The 11,843-nt window shown below is 64.6% G+C and carries 11 protein-coding genes; 5 read left to right on the top strand and 6 right to left on the bottom strand.

All coding sequences use genetic code 11. The features are described 5' to 3' along the window. The first annotated feature begins 165 nt into the window (after window positions 1-165). The 3 genes from RBB42_RS07955 (at window position 166) to gcvA (ending at window position 3,722) form a co-directional block, all read left to right on the top strand. Window positions 166-1,341, top strand: a complete 1,176-nt coding sequence (locus tag RBB42_RS07955) for an acetyl-CoA C-acetyltransferase (protein WP_305969393.1) — start codon at window positions 166-168, stop codon at window positions 1,339-1,341. Between the two features lie 189 nt (window positions 1,342-1,530). Beyond that, window positions 1,531-2,253: an acetoacetyl-CoA reductase gene (gene phbB, locus RBB42_RS07950; protein WP_043141679.1), complete on the top strand. Its 723-nt coding sequence runs from the start codon at window positions 1,531-1,533 to the stop codon at window positions 2,251-2,253. A 521-nt stretch (window positions 2,254-2,774) separates the two neighbouring features. Beyond that, window positions 2,775-3,722, top strand: a complete 948-nt coding sequence (gcvA, locus tag RBB42_RS07945) for a transcriptional regulator GcvA (RefSeq protein ID WP_305969392.1) — start codon at window positions 2,775-2,777, stop codon at window positions 3,720-3,722. A gap of 33 nt (window positions 3,723-3,755) precedes the next feature. On the opposite strand, the gene RBB42_RS07940 is transcribed toward gcvA, so the two are convergent. From RBB42_RS07940 to RBB42_RS07930, 3 genes are all read right to left on the bottom strand, one after another. Beyond that, entirely contained in the window at window positions 3,756-3,932 is a 177-nt protein-coding gene (locus tag RBB42_RS07940) for a YdcH family protein (protein ID WP_305969391.1), read from the bottom strand. A 105-nt stretch (window positions 3,933-4,037) separates the two neighbouring features. Continuing rightward, window positions 4,038-4,790 carry a tRNA1(Val) (adenine(37)-N6)-methyltransferase gene (locus RBB42_RS07935; RefSeq protein WP_371931728.1) on the bottom strand — a complete coding sequence of 251 codons (753 nt, stop codon included), beginning with the start codon at window positions 4,788-4,790 and terminating at the stop codon, window positions 4,038-4,040. A 19-nt stretch (window positions 4,791-4,809) separates the two neighbouring features. Continuing rightward, the gene (locus RBB42_RS07930; protein ID WP_305969389.1) at window positions 4,810-5,025 is read right to left on the bottom strand and encodes a putative signal transducing protein; all 216 of its coding nucleotides are present in this window, start codon (window positions 5,023-5,025) and stop codon (window positions 4,810-4,812) included. A 54-nt stretch (window positions 5,026-5,079) separates the two neighbouring features. On the opposite strand from RBB42_RS07930, the gene RBB42_RS07925 reads away from it, so the two are divergent. Then, entirely contained in the window at window positions 5,080-6,078 is a 999-nt protein-coding gene (locus RBB42_RS07925) for a polyprenyl synthetase family protein (RefSeq protein ID WP_305969388.1), read from the top strand. Window positions 6,079-6,114: 36 nt separating this feature from the next. Here the strand turns inward: RBB42_RS07925 and RBB42_RS07920 are convergent, their stop codons facing one another. Further along, the gene (locus RBB42_RS07920) at window positions 6,115-6,942 is read right to left on the bottom strand and encodes a 4-(cytidine 5'-diphospho)-2-C-methyl-D-erythritol kinase (protein WP_305969387.1); all 828 of its coding nucleotides are present in this window, start codon (window positions 6,940-6,942) and stop codon (window positions 6,115-6,117) included. After that, window positions 6,923-8,647, bottom strand: a complete 1,725-nt coding sequence (locus tag RBB42_RS07915; protein ID WP_500862295.1) for a tetratricopeptide repeat protein — start codon at window positions 8,645-8,647, stop codon at window positions 6,923-6,925. Before RBB42_RS07915 ends, RBB42_RS07920 begins: the two co-directional genes overlap by 20 nt. Before the next feature lie 224 nt (window positions 8,648-8,871). Here RBB42_RS07915 and RBB42_RS07910 point away from each other — a divergent pair, with 224 nt between their 5' ends. Further along, entirely contained in the window at window positions 8,872-10,005 is a 1,134-nt protein-coding gene (locus tag RBB42_RS07910; RefSeq protein ID WP_305969385.1) for an HPP family protein, read from the top strand. 68 nt (window positions 10,006-10,073) lie between these two features. On the opposite strand, the gene RBB42_RS07905 is transcribed toward RBB42_RS07910, so the two are convergent. Beyond that, on the bottom strand, window positions 10,074-11,723 hold the full coding sequence (locus RBB42_RS07905) for an electron transfer flavoprotein-ubiquinone oxidoreductase (RefSeq protein WP_305969384.1): 1,650 nt from the start codon (window positions 11,721-11,723) through the stop codon (window positions 10,074-10,076). Between the last annotated feature and the right edge of the window lie 120 nt (window positions 11,724-11,843).

Here is an 11,843-nt window from a genome sequence, read left to right as displayed (position 1 = left end):
ACATTCGGCATCTTCGCCATGCATCTTCGGGATGAGACACCCTGTCCGGTTCTTATGGTTCGCCACTTCGGCTATCTCCCTAGCCGACAAGCGAGGAAGAGAAGGACCCGCAACCGGTGGGGCCGCGTCTTGACCTGATGCACCCGCTTGCCTGGAGGACTACATATGACCAACGTCGTTATCGCAAGCGCTGCCCGGACGGCCGTCGGCAGCTTTGGCGGTTCCTTTGCCAACACCCCGGCACATGACCTGGGCGCAGCCGTCCTGGAAGCGCTGGTCGACCGCGCCGGCATCGCCAAGGAGGATGTTTCCGAAACCATCCTCGGCCAGGTGTTGACCGCAGCGCAAGGCCAGAACCCTGCCCGCCAGGCACATATCAATGCCGGCCTGCCCAAGGAATCGGCGGCCTGGGGAATCAACCAGGTCTGCGGTTCGGGCCTCCGTGCGGTCGCGCTTGGTGCGCAGCACATCATGCTGGGCGACGCCTCGATCGTCTGTGCCGGCGGTCAGGAAAACATGACCCTCTCGCCCCATGCCGCGCACCTGCGCGCCGGTCACAAGATGGGCGACATGAAATACATCGACACGATGATCCGCGACGGCCTGTGGGACGCTTTCAACGGCTACCACATGGGCAATACCGCCGAGAACGTGGCCGACCAATGGCAGATCACCCGCGACATGCAGGATGAATTCGCCGTTGCCTCGCAGAACAAGGCAGAAGCCGCCCAAAAGGCCGGCAAGTTCGACGACGAGGTCGTGGCCTTCACCGTCAAGACCCGCAAGGGCGACATCGTGGTCGACAAGGACGAATACATCCGTCACGGCGCCACCCTCGAAGCCATGCAGAAACTGCGCCCGGCTTTCGCCAAGGACGGCTCTGTCACCGCCGCCAATGCCAGCGGCCTGAACGACGGCGCCGCCGGCGCCCTGCTGATGTCTGCGGATGAGGCCGAAAAGCGCGGCATCGAACCGCTGGCCCGCATCGCCTCCTACGCCACCGCCGGGCTTGACCCGTCGATCATGGGCGTGGGTCCGATCCACGCCTCGCGCAAGGCATTGGAAAAAGCCGGCTGGAAGGTCGAGGACCTGGATCTGGTCGAAGCCAACGAAGCCTTCGCCGCTCAGGCCTGCGCCGTGAACAAGGACATGGGCTGGGATCCGTCCATCGTGAACGTCAATGGCGGCGCCATTGCCATCGGCCACCCGATCGGCGCTTCGGGCGCGCGCGTCCTGAACACCCTGTTGTTCGAGATGAAGCGCCGCAATGCCAAGAAGGGTCTCGCCACGCTCTGCATCGGCGGCGGCATGGGCGTCGCGCTCTGCGTGGAGCGTCCGTAACCGGCGCCACATGGCATATCGGGGGGGCGCCTATGGCGCCCCCTTTTTTGTGAAGAGCGTCCGGGCCCAAGCTGGACCGGACAAGGGGTCGCGACAAACGACCCGAATAGAAGGGCAATATTGTTGCTCATCTAGAAATCTCAAGGTAACAAAGTTACCAGACACGGACAAAGAACTGGAGGAACCCCAATGGCACGTGTAGCACTCGTCACCGGCGGCAGCCGCGGCATCGGCGAAGCCATTTCCAAGGCCCTGAAGGCCGAAGGCTACGAGGTCGCAGCGACCTACGCCGGCAACGACGAAAAGGCCGCCGCCTTCACCGAAGCCACCGGCATCAAGACCTACAAGTGGAACGTGGCAGACTACGAGGCCTCCAAAGCCGGACTTGCGCAGGTCGAAGCAGATCTGGGCCCCATCGACGTGGTCGTGGCCAATGCAGGCATCACGCGCGACGCGGCCTTCCACAAGATGACCCCAGAGATGTGGAACGAGGTGATCGACACCAACCTCACCGGCGTCTTCAACACCGTGCACCCGATCTGGCCGGGGATGCGTGACCGCGGCTTTGGCCGGATCATCGTGATCTCCTCGATCAACGGCCAGAAGGGCCAGATGGGCCAGGTCAACTATGCCGCCACCAAGGCGGGCGACCTCGGCATCATCAAGTCGCTGGCCCAGGAAGGCGCGCGCAAGGGCATCACCGCCAACGCGATCTGCCCGGGCTACATCGCGACCGAAATGGTCATGGCCGTGCCGGAGAAGGTGCGCGAAAGCATCATCGCGCAGATTCCCGCCGGACGACTGGGCGAACCCGAGGAAATCGCGCGCTGCGTGACCTTCCTGGCCTCTGACGATGCCGGTTTCATCAACGGCTCGACCATTTCGGCCAACGGCGCCCAGTTCTTCGTCTGAGCGCAACGCCAAGGGACGGCGGGTGGGGCGAGGTTCCGTCCAAAGGACGGGACAAGCGTCACCCACCGGCCCGCACATCCACGAAAAGCGCCCCCAGCGGGCGCTTTTTCCTTGGGTCCGGTGTCTGGGATTGCCCCGGTCACTGCTTTCGAAGGCCACTCATTGCGCCGCACCGTCGGCATTGTTCAAGCCAGAGATAATCCGCTCTCGAACAAAACACCCCCGGAGCCTTTCGGTTCGGGGGCGCTTCGCTTCGCCCGCCAAGACCGGCGGGAGCGGGGAGCCTCGCGACCTGCGGTCAGCGGCGACGGGCGAAAACACTCTTCCAGAGGCCGGACACAAACCGGCCGCGCGCGGCATGGGCGGCAAGGATCGCGTCACGATGACGGGCGTCGGCGGCGGCTTCGAGCATGGCGGACCTCATTGGACAAGCATTACTTGATGCCCTCAACCTAGACAGGCGCAAGAAAAGCGGCAAACGAGACTTCTCAGCCGCTCAGTCAAGTTATACTTATGTGAAAATGTCCGACCGCCTGCCCCCTCTCACCGCCCTGCGCGCCTTCGAGGCTGCCGCGCGTCACATGTCCTTTGCCAAGGCGGCCGAGGAGCTGAACGTCACGCCCGCCGCGCTCTCCTTTCAGATCAAGAATCTGGAGGACCACCTGGGCGCGCCGGTGTTCCGCCGCCTGAACCGCGCAGTGGAACTGACCGAAGCCGGGCGTCTTCTGGCTCCGGGAACCTCCGAAGGGTTCGAACGGCTGATCACCGCCTGGCGGGCGACGCGGCGCCTGCAAGACACCGGCAGGCTGACGGTCACCGCCGGCCCCGCCTTTACCGCCAAATGCCTTGCACCGCGGCTCTACGATTTTGCGCAGGCCCATCCGGATATCGAGCTGCGCTTTGTCGCCGGCCTGCGCATGATGGATTTTGACCGGGACGAGATCGACGTGGCCATCCGCTACGGCTATGGCACGGACGAAGGCCTGTTCAGCGAGCATCTCCTGGACGAAGCCGTGACACCGATGATGCGTCCGGATCTGGCATCGCTCTACCCCACGCCGGACAGTCTGCTGGATGCGCCTTTGGTGCAGGACGGCTCGCATGATTTCATGGATCCGCCTGCCGGTTGGCCAGAATGGTTCCGCGCCTGCGGCATGACGGGCTGCCCAACCCCGACAGCGCGCTTTTCTCAGGCCGATCACGCGCTGGACGCGGCCCTGGCAGGCGCAGGCGTGGTCCTGTCGCGCACATCGCTGGCGCAGAGGTTGTTGGCTTCGGGACAGTTGGTCGCGCCGTTCGACATCGGTCTGACGACAACCGCACGGTTCCGGTTTCTCTGCGCAAACGGCACGGAGACGCGTCCACAGATCGCCGCGTTCCGCGAGTGGCTGTTCGAGGAGATCAGGGCATTGCCCACGGGACTCGAGGGCAAGTCGCTGGTCTCTGTAGATGACCTGTCCCGGGCCTGAGTGAACCCCGGAACAGGTCAAAGAGAACCCGTGCTACATCACGGTTTGCGGCGAAAGCCGCGCGATTTCTTCCTTGATCCTCAGCTTCTGTTTTTTCAGGTCCGCGATGAGCAGGTCGTCAGTCCCGGGGGCGCGCTGCGCCTCCTCTACGGCTTCCGACAAGGCGTGATGCTTCCTTTTCAGTTCCTGCAAGTGCGAACTCAAGCTCATGGGATCCTCCTTTCAGATGACGAGATTTTCAGTGCAGCACAGAATTACACGCAAGTCACGCTGCGGCTGCATCATGGCTTCGCAAAAATGTAACATGGATACAGGTCAAACTCGACCTGCCGGGAATTCCAGCGCTGCCGCCCGCATCATGATCGCCTCGAAATGGGCGGTGTAGCGGTTCCCCGGCTCCTCGTGGCGGTCGCCCGCGTGAATCACCGCGCCTGCGTGAAACCGGAAGGGCGCGCGCCCGTCCTTGCGGCCTCGAAGCAGGATCAGGCGCGGCGGCCGCCCCTCGCGCGGCAGCAAGGGCAACAGTTCAAGCGCCCCAAGCCGTCCTTGCATGGCCACGATCAGGTCCGGCAGGCGCTCGGCGCGCTGGATGAAGGTCGCATAGCCGCGCGGCTTCAGCCGCCTAGCGGCGCAGGCCACCCAGTCGGCCAGCGGCGTATCCCCCGCAAGGGCAATTTCCCGCCCACTCTCATCGGCACGGATCCGCTTGCCGGCCTCGAAATAGGGCGGGTTCGCGAAAACATGGTCAAAGCTCTGCGCCTTCAGCTCGGGCGGAGGATCGGACAGGTCGCCGGTCCAGATCTCACCCGTCAGCCCGTTATGCGCAAGGTTTCGGCGAGCAAGCGCGGCGTATCCCGGCTGCAGTTCCAGCCCGCTCAGCCGCAGCCCCTGCACGCGCGCACCAAGGCAGCACAGGCCCGGCCCCGCGCCACAGCCCAGTTCCAGCACGCTTTGCCCCGGCTGCGCCGCGACGGCGGCCGCCAGAACCACCGGATCGGTCCCGGCCCGGTATCCATCCCTTGGTTGCAGCAGGCGCACTCTGCCGCCCAGCATCGCGTCCTCGCTCAACGCGTCGGGGGCAAATGGCTCAGCCCTCAAAGTTCACACCGGCCGCGCGCAGAAGGCGCCGGGCCTGCTCGATCTGGTCCGCGCGCACCATCAAACGCCGCGGCAGAATGCCTATCGATCCCTCGAGGACGCTCATGTTTACGTCCAGTTCAAAGCTGTCTATACCCTCCTCGTTCAGAAGGGTCCGGACCAGCGGGATCAGGGTGATGTCGTTCGTGCGCAAGAGCTCTTCCATGTCGGGGATGTAAGGACAAGGCGCACGATTTGTCGAGCCTTGCACGGGAGTTTGATGAGCTTGGACGACGCCATTCAAAAGCCGCATGAACGTCTTGCCGCGTTGTTGGCCGGGGACCTTGACGAGGTCAACGCCTTGATCCGCGCGCGCATGGCGTCGAAACACGCGCCGCGCATCCCCGAGGTGACAGCCCACCTGGTCGAGGCCGGAGGCAAGCGGCTGCGCCCCTTGCTGACCTTGGCGGCGGCACGGATGTGCGGCTATGACGGCCCGTACCATGTCCACCTGGCCGCGACGGTGGAATTCATCCATACCGCCACCCTGCTGCACGACGACGTGGTGGACGAAAGCAAGAAGCGGCGCGGGCGGCCCACAGCGAACCTGCTGTGGGACAACAAATCCAGCGTGCTGGTTGGCGACTACCTCTTCGCGCGATCGTTCCAATTGATGACGGAAACCGGAAACCTGCGGGTTCTGCGCATCCTCAGCGACGCGGCGGCGACCATCGCCGAGGGCGAGGTGCTGCAACTGACCGCGGCGCAGGACCTGTCGACGACAGAGGCGATCTACCTTCAGGTCGTGCGCGGCAAGACGGCGGCGCTGTTTTCCGCCGCGACAGAGGTCGGCGGCGTGATCGCCGGACGGCCCGATGACGAGGTCAGGGCACTGTTCGACTATGGCGACGCGCTGGGGATCGCCTTTCAGATTGTCGATGACCTTCTGGATTACTGGGGCTCCGACGCGACGGGCAAGAACGTCGGCGACGATTTCCGCGAGCGCAAGCTGACCCTGCCGCTGATCAAGGCCTTTGCCTCGGCCAACGACGAGGAAAAGGCCTTTTGGAAGCGGGTGATCGAGAAGGGCGACCAGCGGGACGGCGACCTTGAGCACGCCATCGGCCTGTTAAACAAGCACGGCGCGCTGGAGGCGACCCGGCAAGAGGCACTGGCCTGGGCCGCGCGTGCCAAGGCGGCAATGGAAACTCTGCCGCAGAGCGAGTTGCGTGACTTGCTGATCGACCTCAACGATTACGTGGTGAGCCGCGTGAACTGAGGAGGATGGGAAAGATTCCCCATCCTGCCAGCCCCATCAGCGCAATATCGTCGAGCGCACCCACCAGTCCGGACGGGCGGATGAGAGCGTCGCGCCGGCGCTGTCCGCAGCGGAACGCGTGTCGAACAGGGCGAAACAGGTCGCACCGGATCCCGACATGCGGGCAAGCCGCACGCCCGCAAGATTCCCCAGCCTTTCAAGGACTTCAGAAATGACGGGCTGAACGGCTACGGCTGGCGCTTGCAAGTCGTTGCGTTGCCCGCTCACCCATTCGATGGCGGTCGATGCCCCGCCTGCCTCCGGCATCGGGGCCATCGCCCCGTTATCCTTGCGCCTCAGGGCACGGAAGACGGCCGGCGTGGCGACCTCGACCCGCGGGTTCACCAGCAGCGCCGGAAAAGGCGGCATGCCAAGCGGCGTCACTTTTTCCCCGATGCCCTGCATGCGCGCGGCCTGCGCTGTCATGCAGACGGGAACATCCGCCCCCAGATCAAGCGCGGAAACTCCGCTCGGACGGTCAAAGAGCCGCTTCATGCCCCGCAGAACCGCCGCCGCATCCGAAGACCCACCGCCGATACCCGCAGCGGCGGGCAGGCGCTTGTCCAAGGTGATCGCCACGGGCTCACCGAACGCCTGCGCCGCCTTCCAGCAAAGGTTCCGCGCATCGTCGGGCACACCCGGCGCCATCGGCCCGATCACGCGCAAGGACATCTCTTCGGCCCGCGCGACGGTAACGCGATCCCCGACATCCGCGAACATCACCAGCGAGTCGAGCAGGTGGTATCCATCCGCGCGCTGGCCGGTGACGTGCAGTGTCAGGTTGATCTTGGCGGGGGCAAAGACCTCAATTGCCTGCGCTGTCATCGGCAAGTGTCAGCGGCGGCGCGCCCTCTTCCTCCAGCACCTGGTCAAGCCCGACCTCGATCTTGCGCTTGATGCGCTCGGGATCCGCCTCGGCTGCGGCATCTTCCCAGTCGACGAAGGACAGCGCGCGTTTCCACATGAACTCTGCCTCGCGCTGGCGGCCCACGGCCCAGTAGACATCGCCCAGGTGATCGTTCACCACCGGGTCGATCGGCATCAGTTCAGCCGCGCGCTCCATGTGCGGCACCGCCTCTTCGTAGCGGCCCAGCCGGTACAGCACCCAACCGAGGCTGTCGACGATGTAGCCCGCGTTGGGTCGCGCCTCGACCGCGCGTTCGATCATGTCCAGCGCCTCGTCCAGCTTGACCTGCTTTTCCACCAGCGAATACCCGAGGTAGTTCAGCACCTGCGGTTGTTCCGGGTTCAATTCCAGCGCCTTGCGGAAATCGGCCTCGGCTTCGGCCCACTTGTCCTGACGTTCATAGGAAATGGCACGGGCATAGAACAGGAACCAGTGCCGTTCGCCAACTTCGGCGACCCTTGACAGCCCCTCGGAATAGGCGCTGACCGCCTCATCATAACGTTCGTCCTGGCGCAGGTAGTCGCCCAGCGTGGAATGCACCACCGGCATCGTCCCGTGGGATTGTGCCAGGTCTTCCAGAACAGCGATGGCCGCATCCGTGTCGCCGCTCTGGCGCAGCGCCTCGGCGCGGCCCAGTTCGGCGGCGTGATAGGCGTCGTCGTCCTCGGGCACCTTGGCATAGGTGTCGATGGCCTGATCGTACTGGCCGATCTTGGACAGCACCTCGGCCGCCAGCAGGATCGCGTCGATATGATCGTTGCGCAGGTATTCGGCCATCTGCGCATAAAGCAGCGTCAGATCCTCGTTGTTCTCGGAGGCCAGCGCGCCGGCAACGGTGTAGAACACTTCTGCGATACCATCGCGCGGCGACCGCACATGTGTAAACGGCACGGTTTCGCCCCGCTCGAGGCGGTCGCGCAAAGCCTCCAGCCCCGGGTCGAGATTGCTGCCGAAGGAGTCCGACAGCAGCTGTACGGCATCGGCATTGCGGTCAAGCTGGCTCAGGATCTCGGCATGGGCCATGACACCGCGGCGGGTCGATCCCATGCCCGCGCTCTGGTTGCCCCCGAGGATCAGTTCGGCGCCCTCGTAATCGCCCACGGAGGCCAGGGCCAGGGCCTTGTGATAGGCGGCAAAGGGCGCGAGCCCCTGGATGTCCGCGACATCGTCGAACGTCACAAGGGCGCTTGTCATGTCGCCCTCGCCCAATTGGGACCAGGCCTTGACGAGGCCGTCAGCCAGCGGACCAAGGCCGCGCTTGTCATCGATGGCCTTGATAATCGCACCATAGGCCTCGCCGCGTGCGTCACGGGCCACCAGCGCCATCTGGGCGATCTGGCTGGAATACCCATCCTGCGCAAGGCGTTCCGCGTAGCTTCCGGCGCGATCGACCTCGCCCAGCGAGATATTGGCCAGAACCGCGCGTTCCAACAGTTCGGGACGCCCCGGATCACGGGCCAGCGCCTTGCCATAGTAATGCGCGGCGGATTTGAAATCGCCCAGGAAACTGGCCTGGCGCGCAGCCAGGTAATCGCCCGCGAACCCCTGTGCCGTTGCGAGTGAAGGCAGCACTAGCGCCGTCGCCAACAAGGCCGCGCGCACCGTCTGTGTCCAAGCTGTCAAGATGCCGGTCTCCTCAGTCGCCATTTCGCCAAAGCCTAGAGCGGTTGAACAGGCAAGGCAATCGCGACTGCCCGCAGAAGCGGGCCTGTGCTTCACCTCCTTGTGAGCCTGCGCCCAACAAGATGGCAGGCCAAGCGGAAATGCAGGCAGGCGCCCGGTGTCACGCCCGGTTGCAGCCCCCTCGATTTGCTGAAAATTTGGGCGCCACAGAAATCGGGGCGTTCATGCTGCACAAACTACGATCACTCGGCCCTGCCGTCGCAAGTGTCTCGCCGGTCGAGGCCCTGCGCGCCGGTGTAGGGGCCATTGTCGGGCTGGGACTGGCCGGGCTGTTCCTGTTGTCACCGGGGGTGGACACGGAACTGGGCCTCTACCTGATCGCGCCGTTCGGGGCGACATCGGTGCTGCTGTTCGCCGTGCCCAACAGCCCTTTGGCACAGCCCTGGTCGGCGGTGGTCGGCAACACCATCGCGGCGCTGGTGGGCGTCGCCGTCTGCATGGCCGTGGCCGATCCGACACTGCGGGTCGCGCTGGCCGTGGGGCTGGCAATCACGGCGACGATCCTGTGCCGCGCCGTACATCCGCCCGCAGGCGCCGTGGCGATGACCGCCGCGCTGAGCCCCGCCGCGATCGAAGAGCTGGGCTTCCGCTTTGCACTGGCGCCGGTGGCAGCGGGAACAATCGTGCTGGTGGTCCTGGCCGCGATCTATGCCCGGCTGACCGGCCGTCACTATCCCTTTCGCCAGTTCGAGACCAACGCCGAGCCGGCATCGCGCATGCGGCTGGACCTGAGCGAGGACGAACTGGCCGGGCTTCTGGATAATTATCGCCAATCCTTCAACCTGGGCGTCGAGGACCTCGCCCGGCTGATCGGCGCGGCGGAACTGCAGGCGGCCTCACATGCCACCAGCGCGGAAACCGCCGCGGACATCATGTCGGACAGACTGATCACAGTCCGGTCCGACACAGGACTGGGCGAAGTGGCGGACCTGTTTCGCAAGCACCGCTTCACCTCGTTGCCCGTGGTCTCGGACGGGGGCGGATTCCTTGGCGTAATCTTTCAGATGCACCTGATCGACCGTGCCCGGCAAGACGCGCTGCGGCTGGATCGCGGGTACCTGGCAGCGTTCAGGCGGCTGCTGGACCGCGAACGGGACATGCCGGTACGGGCCGAGGAGATCATGGAAGTGGCTGGCCCGCGCGCGACAACGGCCACGCCCATCGCCGCCTTGCTGCCGATGATGGCGGATGGTGCGGTCGACGCTGTGCCGGTGCTGGAATACGGACGGCTTGTCGGCATCGTTACACGCACCGACCTGATCGCCGCCCTTGCCCACAGGGCCCTGCGCAGCGCCTGACCCCCGCCTGAACGCAAGACGGCCGGGGTCATCAGACCCCGGCCCCCTGAACGCAGCGTCGCGCGCCGTCACATGTTGGGATAGTTCGGCCCTTCGCCGCCCTGCGGAACCGTCCAGTTGATGTTCTGGCTGGGGTCCTTGATGTCGCAGGTCTTGCAGTGGACGCAGTTCTGGAAGTTGATGACGAAGCGCGGTCCGCTTTCGTCCTCGACCACCTCGTAGACCCCGGCCGGACAGTACCGTTGCGCCGGTTCGGCGTATTTCGGCAGGTTGATCGAGGTCGGGACATGCGGGTCCTTCAACTGAAGGTGCGCAGGCTGGCTTTCCTCGTGGTTGGTAAAGCTGAAGGCGACGTTGGTCAGGCGGTCAAAGCTGAGCTTGCCATCGGGCTTGGGATAGTCGATCGGCTCGAACCTGGCCGACATGCCGGTGGCCTCGGCGTCGCTCTTGCCGTGGCCCAGCGTGCCGAAGAAGGAAAAGCCCAGCATGTTGTTCGTCCACATGTCCAGACCACCCAGCGTGAGGCTGGCGGTGAGCCCGTATTTCGACCACATCGGCTTGACGTTGCGGACCATCTTGAGGTCCTTGCCGATGGCGCCCTCGCGGACCTCGGTCTCGTAGGCCGATAGCTCGTCGCTGGCCCGGCCATCCTGCAGCGCGGCATAGGCCGCCTCTGCCGCCGCCTTGCCCGACAGCATCGCGTTATGGTTGCCCTTGATCCGCGGCACGTTGACCATGCCCACCGAACAGCCCAGCAGCGCAACGCCCGGCGCCACCATCTTGGGCATGGACTGATAGCCGCCTTCGCTGATCGCACGCGCGCCATAGGCGACGCGCTTGCCGCCTTCCAGCAGCTCGGCCACCATCGGATGGTGCTTGAAACGCTGGAATTCCATGTAGGGATACAGGTAGGGGTTCTCGTAGTTCAGGTGCACGACGAATCCGACGTAGACCTGGTTGTTCTCGAGGTGGTAGATGAACGACCCGCCGCCCGCGTTCGACCCCAGCGGCCAGCCCATCGTGTGGGTGACGGAACCTTCCTTGTGCTTGGCCGGGTCGATCTCCCAGATCTCCTTCATGCCAAGGCCGAACTTCTGCGGTTCCTTGCCGGCGGAAAGGTCGTATTTCTCGATCACTTCCTTGGACAGAGAGCCGCGCACGCCTTCGCCGAGGAAGACGTATTTGCCCAGCAACTCCATACCCGGCTCATAGCTGGGCCCCGGGGTGCCGTCGGGATTCTTGCCGAATTCACCGGCCACGACGCCGCGCACTTCGCCGTTCTCGCCGTAGACCAGTTCGGAACAGGCCATGCCGGGGAAGATCTCGACCCCCATCTCCTCGGCGTGTTCGGCCATCCAGCGACATACATTGCCCATCGAGACGATGTAGTTGCCGTGGTTGTTCATCAGCGGCGGCATCGGCCAGTTGGGAATACGGACCTTGCCCGCCTCGCCCAGCATGTAGAAGTTGTCCTCGGTCACCGGCGTGTTCAGCGGTGCGCCCTTGTCCTTCCAGTCGGGGATCAGCGCGTCCAGGCCGCAGGGGTCCAGCACGGCGCCCGACAGGATATGCGCCCCGATCTCCGATCCCTTTTCCAGCAGGACCACGTCCAGGCTGTCGTCGAGCTGTTTCAGGCGGATCGCGGCGGACAGTCCCGCCGGGCCGCCGCCCACGATGACGACATCGTATTCCATGGATTCGCGCTCAAAGTCGGACATTCCGGCTCCTTCCCTTCGAGGGGCATTGAAATTTTCTTTCGCGACTGAGTAGCGCGGCAGTGCAGCACAGGTCAATCACGACACGGCGTTGCAAGGTCCTATTGCGACACTGCCGCGCGC

The organism is Mameliella sp. MMSF_3455 (genome assembly GCF_030733205.1).
In the GTDB taxonomy this organism is placed as follows: Bacteria; Pseudomonadota; Alphaproteobacteria; order Rhodobacterales; family Rhodobacteraceae; genus Antarctobacter.
Note: the sequence above shows the minus strand (reverse complement) of the source record. Positions and strands in the feature narration are given on the sequence as shown.

Bases quoted from the DNA above. Each gene is read 5' to 3' on its own strand.
- RBB42_RS07955 (WP_305969393.1), top strand. From the start codon at position 166: ATGACCAACGTCGTTATCGCAAGCGCTGCCCGGACGGCCGTCGGCAGC.
- phbB (WP_043141679.1), top strand. From the start codon at position 1,531: ATGGCACGTGTAGCACTCGTCACCGGCGGCAGCCGCGGCATCGGCGAA.
- gcvA (WP_305969392.1), top strand. From the start codon at position 2,775: ATGTCCGACCGCCTGCCCCCTCTCACCGCCCTGCGCGCCTTCGAGGCT.
- RBB42_RS07940 (WP_305969391.1), bottom strand. From the start codon at position 3,932: ATGAGCTTGAGTTCGCACTTGCAGGAACTGAAAAGGAAGCATCACGCC.
- RBB42_RS07930 (WP_305969389.1), bottom strand. From the start codon at position 5,025: ATGGAAGAGCTCTTGCGCACGAACGACATCACCCTGATCCCGCTGGTC.
- RBB42_RS07925 (WP_305969388.1), top strand. From the start codon at position 5,080: ATGAGCTTGGACGACGCCATTCAAAAGCCGCATGAACGTCTTGCCGCG.
- RBB42_RS07920 (WP_305969387.1), bottom strand. From the start codon at position 6,942: ATGACAGCGCAGGCAATTGAGGTCTTTGCCCCCGCCAAGATCAACCTG.
- RBB42_RS07910 (WP_305969385.1), top strand. From the start codon at position 8,872: ATGCTGCACAAACTACGATCACTCGGCCCTGCCGTCGCAAGTGTCTCG.
- RBB42_RS07905 (WP_305969384.1), bottom strand. From the start codon at position 11,723: ATGTCCGACTTTGAGCGCGAATCCATGGAATACGATGTCGTCATCGTG.